Here is a 19,024-nt window from a genome sequence, read left to right as displayed (position 1 = left end):
CCTGGTAAGGTTCTGTTCATATCGATAGTCTGTAACTGCCGCTTCCGGCCGGAGGCGGCAGTTTTTCTGCCTTTCCGAAAAATGAAATTGCACAATCCATTCCGATGGAATACAATGAAAGACAGGAGGGTGTGCCATGATCAAGTATTTGGGAAAACCTGTGAGCAGGGGAATTGCAGTCGGACCGGTCTGTGTTCTGGAAAACGGGGATCTGCCGGTGAAACGCTTGAAGATAAAGGATGCAGAGGCGGAGATCTTGCGACTGGAGGCGGCGAGGGAGCAGGCGAAGGAGCAGCTTTCCGTGCTCTATGAAAAGGCGGTGGAGGAGGCCGGCCAGGCAGGGGCGGCGATTTTTGAGGTCCACCGGATCATGCTGGATGATGAGGATCTTTTCGGGGCCATGCGGGAGATGATCCGCAGGGAAATGGTCAACGGGGAATATGCGGCGGCCATGACAGGAGATTATTTTTCGGAGATGTTTGCCGGCATGGAGGATGCCTATATGCGGGCGCGGGCGGCGGATGTCAGGGATGTGGTCAACCGGCTCATCGCCAATCTGAGCGGTAAACAGGTGGAAACGGCGAATCCGGGGGAGCCGTCGGTTCTGGTGGCGGAGGATTTAAGCCCCAGTGAAACGGTGCGGCTTAAGCGGGAACAGATCCTTGCGTTTGTGACGGTTCGTGGCTCCGTCCATTCCCACACAGCTATTCTGGCGCGAATGATGGGAATCCCGGCGGTGGTCTGTGCACCGGTGGAGTTTGCCGGGATCAAAAACGGAATGACGGCGGCGGTGAACGGGTTTGACGGAACGGTGATCTTTGATCCCACAGAGGAAGAGCTGGCTGTGGTCAGGAAGAAGCTCGCCGGAGAAGGAGAAAAGAGTCAGCTTTTAAAGAGTCTTAAGGGAAAGGAAAATGTCACTGCCGATGGACGGAAGATCGACATTTTTGCCAACATCGGAAATGTGAGCGACGTGGCTCGGGTTCTCGAGAACGATGCGGGCGGGATCGGCCTGTTCCGAAGTGAATTTCTTTATCTGGAACGGGAAACGATTCCGTCCGAGGCAGAGCAGTTTCATGTTTACCGGCAGGTGCTTCAGCTGATGGCCGGAAAAAGGGTGATCATCCGCACGGTGGATCTGGGCGCCGATAAACAGGCTTCCTATCTGAAGCTGGAGGCAGAGGCCAATCCGGCCCTTGGCTGTCGCGGGATCCGGCTGTGTCTGAAGCGGCCGGAGATCTTTAAGCCGCAGCTTCGGGCCCTTCTTCGTGCGGCTGTCTACGGAAATCTGGCGATCCTCTATCCGATGATCACCGATCGGACGGAGGTGGAACAGGTGCTTGAGCTGGTGCAGGAGGCGGCAAAGGAGCTGGAGGCGGATGGGGTTCCTTACCGGATCCCGGAGCAGGGGATTATGATCGAGACGCCGGCATCGGCCATGATCAGCGATGAATTGGCAGAGCTGGTGGATTTTTTCAGCATCGGAACCAATGACCTGGCCCAGTATGCGCTGGCGGCGGACCGGCAGAATGAAAGCATCGGGGAGCTTTATGATCCCCGCCACCGGGCGGTCCTTGCCATGATCCGGATGGCGGCGGAAAATGCCCATCGTTTCGGTAAACGGGTGGGCATCTGCGGAGAGCTGGCGTCGGATACGGACCTTACAGAGGAGTTTCTCCGCATGGGCATTGACGAGCTTTCCGTGGCTCCCGGAATGGTTCTTAAGGTGAGAAAACGGGTACGGGAGCTATAAAATCGACACATTCACCTGAAATATGTGCCTATCGGGAATGGAGCAGAACCGGTACAATATTCATAGAAAGACGGGAGCGAGGCTCTCAAAAAGACGGAGGAAATCTACTATGAATAAAAAGCTCTATAAATCAGACGTTAATAAGATTATTGCCGGTGTCTGCGGAGGTATCGGAGAGTATTTCGGTATTGATCCCGTGCTGATCCGGCTGGGCTGGGTGGTGTTCTGCGCTCTGGGAGGCAGCGGCATTCTGGCTTATATCATCGCGGCGTTGATCATTCCACAGCGTAAGGATTTCTGATGTTTTCCGGCGGCACTGCCGCCATGGGAGAATATGGATCGAAGGAGAAGAATCTCATGAACAGGATTATTGAAATTTCTCATCTGAGCAAAAGCTTTGGGGAAGTAAAGGCAGTGCAGGATCTGAGCTTTTCTGTCAAGGAGGGGGAGCTGTTTGCCTTCCTTGGAATCAACGGCGCAGGAAAATCCACCACCATCAATATCATGTGCGGACTGCTTGCCAAGGATAGCGGAACGGTCCGCATCGGCGATGCAGATCTGGATCAGGATGCCGATGCCATCAGGCGAAGCCTTGGTGTGGTGTTCCAGAATTCGGTGCTGGACAAAGACCTTTCCGTGCGGGACAATCTGGAAAGCCGGGCAGCTCTGTACGGAATTAGAGGAAAAGCCTTTCGGGAACGGCTCTCGGAGCTTGCAGGGCTTCTGGAGTTTGAAGATCTTCTGAAGCGGACCGTGGGGAAGCTTTCCGGTGGCCAGAGGCGGCGGATCGATATTGCCCGCGCCCTGTTACACAGCCCCAGAATCCTGATCCTCGATGAACCGACGACAGGACTGGATCCTCAGACGAGAAATATTTTGTGGCGGGTCATCGGAGATCTCCGAAGGAATGAAAAGATGACCGTGTTTCTCACCACTCATTATATGGAAGAGGCAGCGGACGCAGATTATGTGGTGATTCTGGACAGCGGAAAAATTGCTGCCGAGGGAACGCCGCTTACCCTGAAAAACACCTATACCGGAGATTTTATTACCATTTACGGGGCGGAGGAATCTCAGATCCGAAAGCTGGGAGTCGATTTTGAGACAATTCGGGATGCGTACCGGGTGTCTGTACCCGACACGGCTGCTGCCACAGAGCTTATCATCCGTTATCCGGAGATTTTCCGGGATTATGAGATCACCAAGGGAAGAATGGACGATGTTTTTCTGGCGGTGACCGGGAAAAAGCTGGTTGGAGGTGTGGAGAAATGACAGGACTGACTGCGCTTGTCAAGCGCAATACCAAATTATATTTTAAGGACAGGGGCATGTTTTTCACTTCTCTGATCACACCGCTGATCCTTCTGGTGCTTTACGGAACTTTTCTCAGCAATGTCTATGAGGACACTTTCCGGGGGGCGCTGTCGGCGGCAGGAGCCACCGTGCCGGATAAGCTCATCGGCGGCTGTGTGGGCGGCGAGCTGGTATCCTCGCTTTTGGCAGTCAGCTGTGTAACCGTGGCCTTCTGTTCTAACCTTCTGATGGTTCAGGATAAGATCACAGGAGCCAGACGGGATATTGCGATCTCCCCTGTGAAAAGCGGTACTGTGGCGCTCAGCTATTACCTGTCCACTCTTATTTCGACTTTGCTGATCTGTGTGGCTGCAACAGGCGTTTGCCTGGGGTATCTTTCTTATGTCGGCTGGTATCTGACTGCCGGGGATGTGCTGGCGCTTTTCCTGGATGTGTTCCTTCTGGTATTGTTCGGAACGGCTCTCTCCTCCTGCGTCAACTTCCCTTTGTCCACCAACGGGCAGGCGTCGGCGGTGGGAACCATTGTCAGTGCAGGCTATGGGTTTATCTGCGGGGCTTACATGCCCATCTCCCAGTTCTCCCCGGGCCTTCAGAAGGTGATCTCTTTCCTGCCCGGCACCTACGGAACTTCGCTTCTTCGCAATCATGCTCTGCGGGGCGTCTTTGAGGAGATGGGAAATCAGAACTTTCCGGCGGAAGTGGTGGAGGCCATCCGGGACAGCGTGGACTGCAATCTTTACTTCTTCGGAGAAAAGGTGGAGCTTGGCCATATGTACCTGATTCTGGTCGGAGCCATTGTCCTTGCCATCTCCATTTACGTGGGATTGAATGTACTTCTGGGGCGGAGGCGAAAATAAAGGGAGTGTTCACCAAAGCCGGACTAATGAGCTGTCATGATTATTACAATGAGCGTCATGCTTTGAAGTTATGGTGAACTGATGAACCGATGAAACGCCGTATGCTGAGCGGCATATATGGTGGTGTGAGAGGGGGCTTAATGCCCCCTTGTTTTATTTAGAGCAGTACGGCTGTAGACTTGAAAAGAGGGATGCTGCTCGGCAGATCACATAAATCTACTTTTGCAGCATCCCCGCTGAATCGCCTGTTATGCTTCTTCAGAATCGTATAACAGCCGGAGCAGTTCTTCGGGAGGCAAAGGCTTTGAATAATAATAGCCCTGCATCATGTCCACCCCGAGCTCTTTTAAAAGCCCGATCTCTTTCTTGTCTTCTACTCCTTCGGAAATCACGTCATATCCCATGCTTATTAAAGCGGCAACAATATTTTGATAGAATAATTCTGTCCTTTTATCTTCCGAAATTCCGTTCAGAAGAGAGCGGTCCAGTTTAATGCAGGAAAAAGGAAGCCGCAGCACGGTGTTTAGATTGGCATAGCTGGATTCGAAATCATCCAGGCTGAGTCTGATCCCGTATTCATTGAGCTAATCGGCAAGCCGGTAAAGAATATCGCTGTATTCTGTGGCCACGGTCTCTGTGATCTCCAGCTGGAAGAAGGAGAAGGGAAGGGAAAATTCCCGTATGGTATCTATGATCTGCCGGCTGTAGCCTTCCCGCAGAAGCTCTGCTGGAGACAGGTTAAAATTGATGTGGTCGATCCTGGTAAGCAGCTCAGGGTGCTCTTTTACGAAGGTACAGACACGGCGAAATTGGAGCAGTCCGATCTGGGCGATCTGTCCGCTCCTCTCTGCAATGGTGATAAATACGTCCGGAGGGACGGGGCCAAAGTCGGGATGTTTCAGACGGCTCAGGGCTTCCATGGTCACATAATCCTTCTTTCCCAGAGAATAGACCGGCTGATAATGGACCTCAAAGAGATCATCCGCAATGGCGGTACGCAGAAACCGCTTGATTTCCTGATTATAACGGAAATTCTTCATGGTATTTTCGTCATTCTGAATCAAAAGTGTGTCTGCGGAGGACGGCGACAAGGAAATCAGATGATCCATGTAGGCAAGGAGGTTATCGCTGTTTCCCAGTGTCTGGGCATCAATGATGCCGCAGATGTCAGCATGGAGCCGGATCACTTCTCCGTTCACAGAAATGGAGGAATCAAACAGCTTCTGTATTTCGTCCCGCACCCGTGCATATTCGCTGAGAGAGCAGGTGAGCAGCAGAAACCGTTTGCTGGAGACCCGGAAAACATAGGGCGTCTGCAGGATCTCATGAAGCTTTTTTGAGATCTCGCACAGGAACTGATCGCCGAATCGAAGTCCGAAGAGCATATTGACCTGCTTCAGATCCAGAATGTTCAGAGCAATTACATGAAATTTCTTTTTGTGCCGGAAGTATTCCCGGAGGCATCCGATCAGGCTCTGAATATTGAAATCCTCTGTGAGCCAGTCAATATAATCGGAAGGATTGTTGATGGTCAGATAGAACACGGTAATGCCCAGCCCCAGCCCCAGCCCTGTCGTCAGCGTCTCATTCCATATGCCCTGGACGGTAACGCAGACCACCATGATGGTGAGAAATTCACAGATGATACCGAAGTTTTTAGAGCCCAGCTTCCGGTAATGAAACAAGCTGTAGATGAAGACGATGATTCCGTAAAAACCGGCATAGCCGTACATGACAAGATAAAGCGGGCCACGTATATAATCGCCGTTTACATCAATGGTAAAAAAGAACCCGGACCAGAAGTTTAGGAGCACCATGACCGCCATAACCATGGCGGGGATAGACAGGAGAACGATGGAAATTCGGGAATCCTGTCCGGAAAATGTCCTGCACAGGGAATGGGCATACAAAACCAGCGCATAGGGAACCAGTACCTGAAGAATGTAAAATATGGTCAGCATCAGGGCGGTGATCTCCGAAAGCTCCGGGTTTGGAGAAGCAATGAGCATGGTGGTGATAATGTCAAAGGCAATGTCTGTGATCCCCAGGAGAATGAACAGGCGAAAAAGACGGTTGGTTGAATCCTCCAGCTTTCTGCGGTTTATAAAGTGATACAGGATGAGAAGCAGAAAGATCAGGGATGCGATGAGAAAATCCAGATTGTATGTCATCGTTTCGTCCTCCCCAGCTCTGTATTTTTGGTCCAGCCCTTATTGTGATACATGTTCAGGTCGGCTTCCTGTTTCCAGTCGCTGACGGTTTTCAGGTTTCCGCTGTTGTCCCGGATGTTGCTGATCCCCCTGGACAGGGAAATCTGATACTTGCTGCCGATGCTGTTGTACAGCCGGATCTCTTCATCCAGACGCGCTGACAGCTGATGCCCGGACAAAGCACTGTTGGGAAGAACTGCACAGAATTCGTCCCCGCCGAGACGGAAGCAGGTTCCCATGGAACCGAAGGCTTTTTCGATGCAGCGGGCAGTGGCAATGATCACTTCGTCGCCTGCGTGGTGTTCGTGGGTGTCATTGATTATTTTCAGCTGATTCAGATCCATGAAGATCAGATAAAGATTTTGATAGGAGCTTAAATTTTTTTCCAGCTTCTCTAAAAGCTCGTCAAATGCCCGTCTGTTTTCCAGACCGGTCATGGAATCCTCTTTTGCCAGCCGCTGGTATACCATGGTCTCTGTCTTGAATTTCAGGTTCTGTACCATGGTAACGACAAGAATTCGGATCAGAAGGACGATAAATACGACGATTCCCAACTCAAAGAATGTTTCATAATGGGAAATCTTAAGGAGCCAGTACAGGATCAGAGAGATGACGCCTCCGCCCGCTACGACTGCAAAGGAGATCAGAATGGAGAAAAGCTCCCGGTTTTTATCCTTCTTGTAAGCCGATATCAGAAGCACCATCAGCACCCCGCTTCCTCCGAACAGGAGCAGATGGGTAAGGAACAGCATATCCACAAAGTCGAATATTCCGAAATAGTTGAGGATGCTCTGAAGGATCGCATTTCCATAAAAAAGCCAGATGATAACGTCGATGACAGGACAGTTTTTCATGCTTTCCGTATTTTTGATAAAATGAAGCATGGGGACGGCCAGCAGCATAAAGGCATAAAAGGAGATATAGCGGATCACAGGTGAGGAGCCGCCCAGGATCTGAGCAAGGGATGAATCCGTCAGAAACCAGCAGACGCAAAAGAGAAGGAACCATGCAATATCGGAAAAACGCTTTTCCTGCACATGCATGTATTTCAGGTACAAAGAGATCCCTATGGTGATCACGGCAAGAATTGCCATCACAAAAACAGTCAGCAATGTGACTGCATCTTTGGAGCAGTGATAGAAAAATACATTAAGAGGGGTACCTGCATAGACTTCTTTAATATGGAAGGTACGGCCATCCGTATTTTCATAAGTGAAGGACACCGCCTCTCCGTCATAGGATGAGGGCAGCTGGGCGGTACAGTTCACCTTTGAGGCCATCTGGGCATTTCGCGGAAACGCTGCATCGTCGTACTGATACAGTGTTTCACTGCCGACAGAGATTTTCAGTCTGTATACGGCGCCGCGGGTGGTCAGTACCTGTTCGGCATTTTCGGCAGTCAGGCCGTCACAGTAAAGCACCAGATCCTCATCGGAATCAAGGGTGATGGAGGCGGACAGCGTTACTGGTATTTTCTGTCCGTCCTGGATATAGTACCAGCCCTCCGAAACCTCGGACACCTTGTCCGGCAGGCTTCCGGTTCCTACATGAAACCGGCTGGAAAAAATCAGAAAAGCTGCGATACAGACAAACAGGATCAGCAGTTTTTCAACAGCAGATGTTTTAGAACCCCCATTGTGTTTACCTCCGTATAGTCGGATACTGAGCTTACGCAATCGTATCCTAAGCTTATGCTATCACAAAATGTCGATCCAGTAAAGTGGGATGCGAAGGATGGGATACGGCGACTGCAGCCGGCTGATCCGGTATTTGCGGTCGTCAGATCGGGGGCCTGCAGTCATTGACAGCGTGATCAACAGTCAGTCTCTTGACGTGGATACGGTGTATGGGGCAACCTATTCGTCTGCCGGAATCATTAATGCGGTAAAGAATACCCTGGAGAATGCGGTGATAAACGGAGAACTGGAGTACAAGGAGATCGAGCTTCCCGCCGGAGGAGGAAAAGGAAGAAAGAACGGCAGACATTGAATTTAGCGGCGGGGTACCGTTAAGTATCCGGAAAAGAAAATCATATCTGTACAGGCAAAGAAGGTTCAGTCCAATTGGAATATGTAACAAAGATGACAGTATTTGACGGAAGAGAAAATGACTGGATGACATTTGCCATGCAGCAGGCAGAATTTTACAAGAATGCAGGACAGTACATGATAAATATTCAACTGGATATCGCCGTCGGGCTCCAGTGCGCCGTCAAACTGGTGGAAATGGATTCTGCTTGCGTTGGCGTCTGTCCTTTGCCCGCTTGGTATGGTGGCCGTACTGGTGATTTTGCTTTTCAACTAGTCGGAATGATGTCAGGTGGGATCTGTGAAGATCCCACCTGAGGGCGGAGCAAACGTAAAGACTGTAAAACACACGGCGAGAAGGATTACAGCCAGACCCAGAGGAATCCGGAAGCGCTGCAGCTGACAGGAGAGAGCCAGCTTATAAACGGCATAAAAAGCTGCCAGAACACTGATGAAAAAGGTGCCAATGTCCAAAACTAACGTGTTGTACCCCAGAATTCCGGAATAGGTATAAAATATCACAGGAATCAAAAGTGTGCCAAGCAAAATGCTGAAGTTCAGGGCGGATGAGATGCAAGGATAGTCCTTTTTTAGTTTCCTGTTCAAATAAAAAGAGCAGAACAGTATTGGAAAAAAGATCAGTTTCATATGTTCCCATACCGATTCATTGACGGCGGATACGATGCTGACAAGCACATTGCAGCCGGACCATTCATAGGTGAAATGCAGAAGCGTTCCCACGGTCAGGGTAAAGAGAACGCCTGCAATTGTGTACCGTTTCAATGGATTCAAATTATCACCCCCACTGTTATATATATGATGGCAAGGGGAAATATATTAAAAATCAAGATTCCGATAAGGATGATCCCGCCGCCGCATAAGGTTGCATGGTCTGGTATTTCGCCCACAATCAGGAAACCAAGAACGCTTGTCAAAAAAGGGGTGACGAACATATAGTTGCTGACCTGTGATGTTTGCTTTGCTTTAGAAAATGCTTTGGCCCAGGAAACGTATGCGGCAGCGCTTGAATAAACACCCAGGATGGCAAGATAAAGATACTGAATGGCAGGGGCATCGGCAATTTCCTGGAATGAGGCTGGTGCAAAAATTGCCAACAGCAGCGTTCCGAAGAAAATACTATAGGTAGAAGTTTGTAAGGCGGTGTAGGTTTTCCCGGTAGAGGAATCTCGCCAGGAGAGCTGTAATGACTGGAACAGTGGCGATAACAACACTTCCCGTAGCAGCAGTTACAGTGGCCTGCCCCTGATTGAACGCAATCATATAAAGGAAGAATCCAACTCCGCCTGAGACAAGGAACCAAATGAGATCAGTGCGGCGCGGCGGCTGCATTTTCGTCAGGAATGCGACAATCCATCGATTGACAAAGCAGATAACAATATATATTCTATAATAGGAAAGGAATGAGAACCAATGGCATATGAAGAGGCATTTGCTTATTTACAAAGGAAAGGATATGGAGATCGGGTACAGACGTTTGATGTGTCCAGTGCCACTGTAGAGCTGGCGGCAATCGCGGTGGGAACAGAACCGGCCCGCATTGCAAAATCCCTGACCTTCATGGTGGAGGAGCAGCCGGTGATGATCCTGTGCGCCGGCGATGCCAAGATCAACAACGGTAAATTTAAAGGATTTTTCCATAAGAAGGCCAAGATGCTGACGGCGGAAGAGGTTCATACTCTGATCGGACACGATGTGGGAGGCGTATGCCCCTTCGGGATCAAAGCCGGTGTGGACGTGTATCTGGATGAGTCGCTGAAACGGTTCGAGAAGGTCTATCCGGCCTGCGGCAGTGCCAGCAGTGCGGTGGAACTGACCCCGGAGGAGCTGGAGCAGTTGTCCGGCAGCAAGGACTGGATCGATGTCTGCCGGATTCCGGAGGAGGCAGAGTAATGGTAGGGCCGATTATGAAGGATGCTTCAGCACGAATGCGACCACTGCACAGGCATCCTGGTTTAACAGAATAAATGTAGTATAATTTTTGATAGAATGGGCGGTGAACAGTATGACGTATTCGGTGGTTCGAATTGATGAGGATCTGGATTTTGGCTGCGAAGAGCGCGCGGCTGGGACGCCGGTGATGGCGGTAGTCATTCTGCAGGAGCCCTCCGGCGAGCAGACTGTTGTCCGTCAGCCGGACCGGATGCTCTACGACCGGCAGATCAATGTGGGTGATCAGGTGAGCTTTGATGAGCAGGGAAAGCTGGTGAAGGGGTAAGCAGATGAAAACAAGACAGGAAGCGATTGCATTTTGTCGTTCTTTTGCGGGAGTTTATGAGGATTACCCTTTTCATGATGACAATTGGACGGTAATGCGTCATACGAAGAACAAGAAGACATTTGCGTTTATATATGAAAGGAACGGGTGCACCTGGATCAATGTGAAAGTAGATCCGGAGTGGCGGGATTTCTGGAGAAATACATTTTCAGCAGTGATACCGGCCTATCATATGAATAAGACTCACTGGAATTCTATTATATTGAACGGAACGATTCCGGAGGAGGATATAAAACGGATGATCGGTGAAAGCTATGACCTGACGGCATGAGGTTTTGAGTGTGTTTGTATGAGCAGAAGCAACGTGCCGGGGATCGGAATTCGTTTAATATTATTGGAAGCGGCAGAGCTTTATGAAGCATTACAGGGGAAGGGAAGGTGTGCTTAACTATGCGATACTACATTTCAGACCTTCATTTCTATCATGGAAATTTGAATACTTCCATGGATCACCGCGGGTTTTCATCTGTGGAAGACATGCATCAGTACATGATCAGCCAATGGAATTCGCGGGTCAGGAAACAGGATGAGGTGGTCGTCCTTGGCGATTTTTCCATCGGAAAAGCCCAGGAAACGGAAGAGATCCTGAAACAGCTCAACGGCCGGAAATATCTGATCGTTGGGAATCATGACAGATTCCTGAGCGACAAAAGCTTTGACCGCAGTCTGTTTGGCTGGATCGAGCATTATAAGGAATTGAACGATAATAAGCGCAAGATCATCCTGTCTCATTATCCTGTGTTCTGCTACAATGGACAGAACCGGGTGGATCAGGACGGAAATCCGAGAGCATATATGCTTTATGGGCACGTGCACAATACCTACGACGAGGTTCTGGTCAATGATTATATACAGGATACAAGAAGCCGGATTCGCCGTTCCGAACACGGAGCTCAGCGAATCCCCTGCAACATGATCAACTGCTTCTGCATGTTTTCTGATTATGTGCCGCTCACGCTGGATGAGTGGATCGTGAAGGATCGGGAACGAAGAGTGGCAATGGGTTCTCAGATGACTCCATACGTATTGGATCAGCGCCCCAATAATTGGGCCGATGATTTGGCTAGAAACACCGTTGAATAAGGAGAGGCCAATGAATATACAGATCTTCGGGACAAAGAAGTGCAATGATACGAAGAAGGCAGAGCGCTTTTTCAAGGAGCGCGGCATCAAATATCAGTTTATTGATATGAAAGAGAAGGGCATGAGCAAGGGAGAATTCACTTCTGTTGCCCAGGCTAATGGCGGTATCGAAAATATGATCAACTGGGAGGGGCGGGACCAGGACACACTTGCCCTGATCAAATATATTGTCGATGAGGACAAGCTTCAAAAGATCCTTGAAAACCCGCAGGTGATCCGAACGCCGGTCGTTCGAAACGGGAAGCAGTCTACGCTCGGTTATCAGCCGGATGTGTGGAAGAGCTGGAGTTGACACATTTTCAGCGGAGAAAACAGGAGAGATCATGTCAGACAGAGTAAGAAAACGGATCATTTTTTATGGCAATGTACAGGGTGTAGGGTTTCGATATCGAGCCCTCCATGCGGCCAATTCCCTTGGCATCACCGGTTGGGTCCGGAATGAATGGGATGGCAGCGTTTCCATGGAGGTGCAGGGAACGGAAGCAGATATCGACCAGATGATCCTTATGATCCAGCGGGGAACTTATGTGATGATCCGGGATATGAAGGTGAAGTCGCTGCCGCTTGAGAAGGAAGGGATCTTTCGGATCAGGTAGAGGGCGGTGGAAGTATGAGTATAGAATAGACGATGGAAGAGCCGAAAAATAAGGAGTGTGATTATATGTTCCCATTGATCGACAAACGGGAAACCGGGATCAACCTTCGAAGAATCATGGACAGGCGAGGTATCACCGTAAAAGAAGTGCAGGAATACCTTGGACTTGGCAGTGTGCAGAGTGTGTATCACTGGTTAAATGGAATCAGCATGCCGACTGTTGATAATCTGTATGCGCTCAGTGAACTGTTCCAGGTTCTGATCGATGCGATCGTCACCCATATTCATGATCTGCATTTTTATACTGCAACATCATGAGAGCATCTGTCAATTAAGTTGGCAGGTGCTTTTGTCATGCAAAGAATTAGGAGGGGAGGATTCAGATGGCAAGCAGAATATCACAGAAAATGTTTAAAGTGGTGTAGCATTGCTACGAGGTAGAGACGCTCCGGTTATACTGGGGCGTTTTTCTATGAAAAAATAACAGATGTGACGATATAATAAAAGAAATAATATTTTGAAGAAAATGCAAAAATGTAAACTCTACTTTTGTTCTATATGAATGAATTGAAAAAACTAAAATCCGTTGTAAAATTAAGATAGCAAGTAACGGAGGATGATTATGAGAGACTATAGTTTTGGAAATTTTATCAGTGCATTGAGGGAGAGACGAGGCCTGTCTCAATACCAATTGGGTGCACTCGTCGGTAAGTCGGATAAAGCGGTATCTAAATGGGAGAATGGAGCATCTAAACCCAGAATAGATACTATTAGGAAATTATCAGAAGTGCTTGATATAAGCGTAGACGAGCTGTTAACTTGTGAATATGCTGCTTTCGATAAGAAGAGAAAGGACTTATTTACAATGAAAAATGAAATAATTGATATAGCAAAAAACAAAATGAAGGAAATGTATGGAGATAATCCGCCTATAAGGATTGTCAATCGTTTTAAGACAGAGGAACTGATGCTTGATGGACAAGAGACACTTCTGTGGATGGGATTTTTGGGGAAACTTCAAGAAGAATTTTGTGCAAAGGATTTATATTTTGAAATAAGAGGTGCACAGATGGGAGCCTCTTTTATTGCATGGCTTTTGGGTGGAACAAATGTTAATCCATTACCATCACATTATTTTTGTCCGACATGTAAAAAAGTAGAATTTGTTCTAGATGAAAAATGTGGGATGGATTTACCAGAGAAGAAGTGTTCTTGTGGAAGAAACTATCGCAAGGATGGTTTTGGAATTAGTGAAATAAATATGTATCCAATAAAAAATTATAATGAGATTTATATTTCGGGCGATGCAACTGGGTGTGTTAAAGATTGCTTACAGGAGTACTTTGAAAGTTATGGTGTAGTTAGAGAACTCAACGTTATTTTTAATGAAAATATGCATGTTGAGAGTGAGGAGCAAATAAAAATAACAAGATTTGTACTTTTTCCAAAAGATATGGATAAAAAATATCCGGAAGGATTAATTAACATACAGGCAGATGAGTATTACAAGTCACTGTCAGACTGGCCAGTGTTGATGACGATAGAGGATGTTAATGAACAAATTAGTAGCAGGGATTTGATGAATCTAGAATTATCAACACAGCAAGTGAATGCGTTTTTCAGTTATGCTGTAGAAAATGATAAATTTAAGGATAATTACGGAGAGGTAAATTTAGACAAAGCACTTTCAGATAATGAGAATCCTAAATTTAGTACGTTGCTCACATTATATGGTTTTCTACATAGCACTGGCGCATGGGAGGATAATGCAGAACTTTTATATGATAAAGGAATTCCGTTAGGTGAATTGATATCCAGCCGAGAGGATGTATATGCCTATCTATATGATAAATTAAATGGTAAGTGTTGTGAAAATCCTTCAGGGGTGGCGTTTGAAATAAAAGAGGCTGTGCGCAAAGGAAAATATACTTGTAGCCGTATGCCAGCAGAAACAGAACAACTTCTAAAGGAATGTGATGTTCCAGATTGGTATGTGGAAAGCATGAAGAAGATTTTATATTTATTTCCAAAGACTCATTTAATTGTATTACTGAAGCGTGATATTTATAAGTTTATGGTGTTGGATTCATAGGTGTTACTGGACGGTTTGATAAGCAAGTTTACTTTTATATAGATATGGAAAACAAAATGAATATCAACAGTATCAATTATGTATTGGCAGGAGATTACTACATTCCGGATTTAAAGCTCCCGAACGAAGAACGATCTATTGGAAAATACGGTCGGATGCACCGTGAGTATCTCAAGGAGCATAATCCGATCATGTTCAATGATCTGCTTCTGGAAGGTCAGCTCTGGACCTATCTTGCCGATCTGAACGAACAGGCACAGACCAGATTGCAGCGGATTATCAGGCAGATGCAGGAAGCCGAGTTTGCGACTGAAGAATTGAAAGAGAATGACCAGTGGTTATGGATTTAAAAGATGAACAGGATCCATAACCGGGCTGAGGAAATTATCCTCCATGAATTGGTCTACGGGGTAGAAGAATAAAGCATAAAATGAGACTGGATGTTGCTATAAAAAAGGTGGCATCCAGCCTTTTTTATATGGAGTTCAAACATCAATCACATAATTATTGATAATAATGTGATACTGATCATGCATTTATGTTGCTGTGTGTGGAGTGCTTTCCCCGGAAGTCTATTCAGCTGTGATGATAACGGAACAATCAGAAAACAACTTCCTACATCGGCAAAAATAAATCGATAAAAGCAGGGTTTGACTGGTATTTTTGCCGATGATGTGATATACTATACAGTAGATTAGCGTAGTTTTTTGATTCGATTTATGACGGAGGATAGCAGATGCGATACCTTTCAGTTGCGGAAATAGCAAAAAAGTGGAATGTGTCAGAGCGTAGCGTAAGAAATTACTGCGCCCAGGGGCGTGTGATTGGTGCGTTCCTTACCGGCAAGACCTGGAACATTCCCGAAAATGTAGAGAAACCGGAGCGTACCAACAAGAAAAAAGAAGAACCCATTACTCTGCTGGATATTTTGAAAGAACAGAAAGCAAGCAATTATTCCGGGGGTATTTATCACAAGACACAGATTGATTTGACATACAACTCCAATCATATCGAGGGCAGCCGTCTGACCCACGACCAGACCAGATATATTTTTGAAACCAACACCATTGGCGTAGAGAATGAAGTGCTCAATGTGGATGATGTAATTGAAACAGCAAATCACTTTCGCTGTATTGATATGATTATTGACAATGCAAAAGCGGTACTGACAGAAAAGTTTATCAAAGAACTTCACCTGATCCTGAAGAACGGCACAAGCGATTCCAGAAAAGATTGGTTTGCTGTCGGTGATTACAAGAAATTACCGAATGAGGTTGGCGGCATGGATACCACTCTCCCGGAAGAAGTTGCCGAAAAAATGAAAGCCCTGCTGACAGAGTATAACGGAAAAGAAGAAAAAACCTTTGAGGATATTTTGGACTTCCACGTGAAATTTGAACGAATTCATCCGTTCCAGGATGGCAATGGTCGTGTAGGCAGACTGATTATGTTTAAGGAATGCCTGAAATACAATATCGTTCCGTTCATCATTGAGGATAATCTGAAGATGTTCTATTATCGTGGTTTGAAAGAATGGAATAACGAAAAAGGATATCTAACAGATACCTGTCTGACAGCACAGGACAAATATAAAGCGTATTTGGATTATTTTAGAATCGCGTATTAAGCAAGAAACGAGGCGTAGCTAGGTCAGCAGAAAAGAACTGGCAATTTGAGCTTGAAGAATATATCAAACAGGGTGAGCCCAGTCAAATTGAAAAGAGTGAGGCATGGCAGACTGCAATCGGCTTGCAGGCAGTGGACGGATTGAAAACCTCCGACTATCTGTTGGATACTGCCAAGGAACATATTGAAGGTAAAATCAGTATTGATGAAGCACAGAAACGTATTCGGAGTTATTATGAACAGCGTACTGATCGTATAGAAATTGAGAAAGATACTAAGGAAGCCGATATTGTATCCGCAAGAATTGCGAAGCTGTTAGGTGAGAAAACGTTCCAGTTTTCACCGGCTGAATGGCTGACGATTCACCGCAGATTGTTTGAAGGTGTGTTCACTCATGCCGGTCAGATTCGCCGGTACAATATCACAAAAAAAGAAAGGGTATTAAAAGGTGATACCGTCACTTATGCAACATGGAACAGCATCAAGGACACTCTTGTTATTGGAACTGTTTTAGGTATTGTAGGAAATTACATAAGCGATTTCATTTTCTAACTGTGTTAGTAGCCCCCTCTTTTTTACTACCAACTTTACAACTAACACTAACAAGTAGTAAAAACTTGCTCAATTCTGCTCTGATCTGCCGCAATTTGTAACTTTAGAACAAAACCAAGATTACCACGAAATATTAGGAACTAAGACATACTAGGACAAAAAGGAGAAACAGATAATGACCCAATACAGTGAAAAATCTTATAAAATGGCGTCAGATAACACCAAGTATAATGATGACGGAAAAGCAGTAATATCAGAAAATGATGAGTGACGTGACGAGAAAGAATGGGATGAAGTATTTGAGCAGATGCAGAAGGAACGGCAAAACCTTTAGTAGTAACCATTTCCCTTTTACTACTAATTATACTACTAACAGGTAGTAACGACATGCTCAATTCTGCTCTGATTTGTCACAATCTGTAATTTCAGAGCAAACCACACGAACCCCAGAAACCCTCGCAAAACAGGGCGTTTCTGGGCAAAAAGGAGTAAATCAAAACTATGATTAAAGTATTATTTATCTGCCACGGCAGAGTGAATTCTTGAACGGAAAGCCGACGTATTTAGGAGCAATCAAAAGCCTCTTTCCTCAGATAATGCAAATTTTACTGCAACAATTCAAATAGCCGACGAGTCACTGCTGGACAAGCGACAATAAACTGTGACGGGCAGAGTAATCAGGGGATGTTGCACAACTAAAAAAAATTAGTTGTGTAGCATCCCTCTTTTCATACCCCAAAATCAGTAAAAAACAGAAAAGCAGGTTCCGAAGAACCTGCCCTCTGTGGTATAATTAAGTATGCCAAACACAAAAAAATACCATAAGAATTATACCGAATTTTGCGACACTTATCAACTGGTTCTTCCATTAAATTTGGAAGGATTGATCCCCACCGATGAATCGGTTCGTCTGCTAAGCCATATGTTGGAGGAGTTAGACTATCACAGTCTTTATCAGGCGTACTCCCGTGAAGGGAGAAATCCTGCAGTCGAACCCAGTCTGATGTTTAAAATTCTGGTATACGCTTACTCTCAGGGCATCTATTCCAGCAGGAAGATCGAGCAGGCCTGCCACCGTGATATCAACTTCATGTGGCTCCTGGCCGGAAACAAAGCACCTGATCACTGTACCATTGCCAGATTTCGTACCCACTTTTTGCAGGAGGCCTGTGAAGATCTTTTTGGACAGCTGGCCCGTATCCTCCTGGAATCCGAAGAGATCAGCGGACAAAATTTATTTGTGGACGGTACCAAGATCGAGTCCAGGGCCAACAAGTATACTTTTGTCTGGAAGAAAGCCGTAGGAAAACAGGAAGCAAGGATGCAGAGTCAGCTGAAAGAACGAATGACAGAGATCAATCAGGAACATCTGCAAACCCTCGCATTTTCTCCCGATACCGCTGTTTCCGATCTGGAGAGTGCTGCTGCACGTTTAGACGAAAAGATGCAGTCTCAGGGGATTCAGCCTGTTCATGGCCGCGGCAAGCGAAAAAGCCGGATCCAGCGGGATAAAGAGTATCTGGAGAAGTGCCTGGCCCGCCAGAAACGCTATGATGTCCACAAAAAGAACTTCAAAGGACGAAACAGCTACTCCAAGACCGATCCGGATGCCACATTCATGCACATGAAAGACGACCACATGAGAAATGCCCAGCTGAAACCGGGATATAACATACAGATCGGTGTGGACAGTGAATATATCGTTGGCGTTGGTGTTTTCCCTGACCGCAACGACACCAATACCCTGATCCCTTTTCTGACAGAGCTGGAAAGAACTCTGGGACACAAATACAACAGTGTGACTGCGGATGCCGGATATGAGAATGAGGAGAATTACCTCTGGCTGGAAAAAGAAGGGCGGACCGCTTACATCAAACCCTTGACCTACGAGAAGTGGAAGAAACGCAGCTTTAAGAAAGAGGTCGGTCGCCGGGAAAACATGACTTACATTGAAGAAGCAGACTGCTACGTCTGTACCCAGGGCCGGATCCTGTGGAATGTAGGAAAGAGGAAAAAGACCAGTGTTACCGGGTATGAATCCAGACAGGATATATACCGGTGTGAGGATTGCAGCGGATGCCCTCATTTTGGCGGAAAATGTACCCGCTCCAAAAAAGAAAAGCAGCTGTATGTGTCGAAGATACTGATCGAGAAAAGAGCGGTATCCTTGAAAAACATTACGAGTAAAGAGGGAATCCGGTATCGGATGAACCGTTCGATCCAGGTCGAAGGAGCCTTCGGAGTGCTGAAACATGACTACGGTTTCAACCGATTTCTGACCTGCGGAAAAATCAAAGTAAAAATCGAGTTTCTTCTGCTGTGCATGGGGTACAACATCAATAAACTCCACGCAAAGATTCAGGGGGATCGGTTGCGGAGCCATCTTCACGAAACGAGAACAGCATAGAAAAAACTCCTGAAACGTAGAGTGTTTATTAAAGTACGCTAAAAACCGGCTTGATTATCCACAGTGGATTCTCAAACCGGTTTTTTTGCTCCAAAAACGAAGGAGCGTTGCTCCTGACCCGATATCGCTTAGATTTCAGGTCATTATGCAAC

Annotated in this window: 21 protein-coding genes and 2 pseudogenes; 18 read left to right on the top strand and 5 right to left on the bottom strand. The window is 46.7% G+C overall.

The genetic code is table 11. The features are described 5' to 3' along the window. Window positions 1-136 precede the first annotated feature (136 nt). The 4 genes from ptsP to QJ036_RS11825 all read left to right on the top strand — a co-directional run bounded on the left by ptsP (window position 137) and on the right by QJ036_RS11825 (window position 3,924). Window positions 137-1,753, top strand: coding sequence for a phosphoenolpyruvate--protein phosphotransferase (gene ptsP / locus QJ036_RS11840; protein ID WP_283231586.1), 1,617 nt, complete (start codon window positions 137-139; stop codon window positions 1,751-1,753). Between the two features lie 109 nt (window positions 1,754-1,862). Further along, window positions 1,863-2,054 (top strand): PspC domain-containing protein, encoded by a 192-nt coding sequence (locus QJ036_RS11835; protein ID WP_283231585.1) that lies wholly within the window; start codon window positions 1,863-1,865, stop codon window positions 2,052-2,054. A gap of 56 nt (window positions 2,055-2,110) precedes the next feature. Continuing rightward, window positions 2,111-3,025 (top strand): ABC transporter ATP-binding protein, encoded by a 915-nt coding sequence (locus QJ036_RS11830; RefSeq protein WP_283231584.1) that lies wholly within the window; start codon window positions 2,111-2,113, stop codon window positions 3,023-3,025. Further along, window positions 3,022-3,924 (top strand): ABC transporter permease, encoded by a 903-nt coding sequence (locus QJ036_RS11825; RefSeq protein WP_283231583.1) that lies wholly within the window; start codon window positions 3,022-3,024, stop codon window positions 3,922-3,924. The genes QJ036_RS11830 and QJ036_RS11825 overlap by 4 nt, the downstream gene beginning before the upstream one ends. Before the next feature lie 248 nt (window positions 3,925-4,172). On the opposite strand, the pseudogene QJ036_RS11820 reads toward QJ036_RS11825, so the two are convergent. Beyond that, window positions 4,173-5,546: pseudogene (locus QJ036_RS11820) on the bottom strand (EAL domain-containing protein). 545 nt (window positions 5,547-6,091) lie between these two features. Beyond that, window positions 6,092-7,810: a GGDEF domain-containing protein gene (locus tag QJ036_RS11815; RefSeq protein WP_283231582.1), complete on the bottom strand. Its 1,719-nt coding sequence runs from the start codon at window positions 7,808-7,810 to the stop codon at window positions 6,092-6,094. 58 nt (window positions 7,811-7,868) lie between these two features. On the opposite strand from QJ036_RS11815, the gene QJ036_RS11810 reads away from it, so the two are divergent. Together QJ036_RS11810 and QJ036_RS11805 are read left to right on the top strand one after the other, a co-directional pair. Beyond that, window positions 7,869-8,123, top strand: a complete 255-nt coding sequence (locus tag QJ036_RS11810; RefSeq protein ID WP_283231581.1) for an FMN-binding protein — start codon at window positions 7,869-7,871, stop codon at window positions 8,121-8,123. A gap of 74 nt (window positions 8,124-8,197) precedes the next feature. After that, on the top strand, window positions 8,198-8,479 hold the full coding sequence (locus tag QJ036_RS11805; protein WP_283231580.1) for a hypothetical protein: 282 nt from the start codon (window positions 8,198-8,200) through the stop codon (window positions 8,477-8,479). Here QJ036_RS11805 and QJ036_RS11800 read toward each other — a convergent pair. From QJ036_RS11800 to QJ036_RS14360, 3 genes are read right to left on the bottom strand one after another with little or no spacing between them, the layout of a single operon-like run. After that, the gene (locus QJ036_RS11800) at window positions 8,450-8,953 is read right to left on the bottom strand and encodes a DUF6512 family protein (protein WP_283231579.1); all 504 of its coding nucleotides are present in this window, start codon (window positions 8,951-8,953) and stop codon (window positions 8,450-8,452) included. The genes QJ036_RS11805 and QJ036_RS11800 overlap by 30 nt on opposite strands. After that, complete coding sequence (locus QJ036_RS11795) at window positions 8,950-9,393, bottom strand: EamA family transporter (protein ID WP_283231578.1); 444 nt, start codon at window positions 9,391-9,393, stop codon at window positions 8,950-8,952. The genes QJ036_RS11800 and QJ036_RS11795 overlap by 4 nt, the downstream gene beginning before the upstream one ends. Continuing rightward, window positions 9,299-9,601: an EamA family transporter gene (locus QJ036_RS14360; RefSeq protein ID WP_465221482.1), complete on the bottom strand. Its 303-nt coding sequence runs from the start codon at window positions 9,599-9,601 to the stop codon at window positions 9,299-9,301. The genes QJ036_RS11795 and QJ036_RS14360 overlap by 95 nt, the downstream gene beginning before the upstream one ends. Between QJ036_RS14360 and QJ036_RS11790 the strand changes: the two genes are divergently transcribed. The 12 genes and pseudogenes from QJ036_RS11790 to QJ036_RS11735 all read left to right on the top strand — a co-directional run bounded on the left by QJ036_RS11790 (window position 9,593) and on the right by QJ036_RS11735 (window position 18,872). Continuing rightward, entirely contained in the window at window positions 9,593-10,072 is a 480-nt protein-coding gene (locus QJ036_RS11790) for a YbaK/EbsC family protein (protein ID WP_283231577.1), read from the top strand. The genes QJ036_RS14360 and QJ036_RS11790 overlap by 9 nt on opposite strands. Window positions 10,073-10,184: 112 nt before the next feature. Then, window positions 10,185-10,397, top strand: a complete 213-nt coding sequence (locus tag QJ036_RS11785; RefSeq protein WP_283231576.1) for a hypothetical protein — start codon at window positions 10,185-10,187, stop codon at window positions 10,395-10,397. Window positions 10,398-10,401: 4 nt separating this feature from the next. Next, window positions 10,402-10,728: an MmcQ/YjbR family DNA-binding protein gene (locus QJ036_RS11780; protein ID WP_283231575.1), complete on the top strand. Its 327-nt coding sequence runs from the start codon at window positions 10,402-10,404 to the stop codon at window positions 10,726-10,728. Window positions 10,729-10,847: 119 nt separating this feature from the next. Further along, window positions 10,848-11,540 (top strand): metallophosphoesterase, encoded by a 693-nt coding sequence (locus QJ036_RS11775; protein WP_283231574.1) that lies wholly within the window; start codon window positions 10,848-10,850, stop codon window positions 11,538-11,540. Between the two features lie 10 nt (window positions 11,541-11,550). Continuing rightward, window positions 11,551-11,892 (top strand): arsenate reductase family protein, encoded by a 342-nt coding sequence (locus tag QJ036_RS11770; protein WP_283231573.1) that lies wholly within the window; start codon window positions 11,551-11,553, stop codon window positions 11,890-11,892. A gap of 31 nt (window positions 11,893-11,923) precedes the next feature. Then, entirely contained in the window at window positions 11,924-12,196 is a 273-nt protein-coding gene (locus QJ036_RS11765) for an acylphosphatase (protein WP_283231572.1), read from the top strand. Between the two features lie 65 nt (window positions 12,197-12,261). Further along, window positions 12,262-12,513, top strand: a complete 252-nt coding sequence (locus tag QJ036_RS11760) for a helix-turn-helix domain-containing protein (RefSeq protein ID WP_283231571.1) — start codon at window positions 12,262-12,264, stop codon at window positions 12,511-12,513. Between the two features lie 304 nt (window positions 12,514-12,817). After that, entirely contained in the window at window positions 12,818-14,287 is a 1,470-nt protein-coding gene (locus QJ036_RS11755; protein WP_283231570.1) for a helix-turn-helix domain-containing protein, read from the top strand. A gap of 44 nt (window positions 14,288-14,331) precedes the next feature. Then, window positions 14,332-14,634 (top strand): annotated as a pseudogene (locus QJ036_RS11750) (TnpV protein); the annotation flags it as partial. 389 nt (window positions 14,635-15,023) lie between these two features. Then, the gene (locus QJ036_RS11745) at window positions 15,024-15,914 is read left to right on the top strand and encodes a Fic family protein (RefSeq protein WP_283231569.1); all 891 of its coding nucleotides are present in this window, start codon (window positions 15,024-15,026) and stop codon (window positions 15,912-15,914) included. Window positions 15,915-16,045: 131 nt separating this feature from the next. After that, window positions 16,046-16,465 carry a hypothetical protein gene (locus QJ036_RS11740; RefSeq protein ID WP_331487549.1) on the top strand — a complete coding sequence of 140 codons (420 nt, stop codon included), beginning with the start codon at window positions 16,046-16,048 and terminating at the stop codon, window positions 16,463-16,465. A gap of 799 nt (window positions 16,466-17,264) precedes the next feature. Continuing rightward, entirely contained in the window at window positions 17,265-18,872 is a 1,608-nt protein-coding gene (locus QJ036_RS11735; protein WP_283231568.1) for an IS1182 family transposase, read from the top strand. The last annotated feature ends 152 nt before the right edge of the window (window positions 18,873-19,024 follow it).

This window comes from Fusibacillus kribbianus (assembly GCF_030053595.1).
In the GTDB taxonomy this organism is placed as follows: domain Bacteria; phylum Bacillota; class Clostridia; order Lachnospirales; family Lachnospiraceae; genus Lientehia; species Lientehia kribbiana.
The sequence above is the reverse complement of the archived record's forward strand: the minus strand, read 5'-3'. Positions and strand labels throughout refer to the sequence as shown.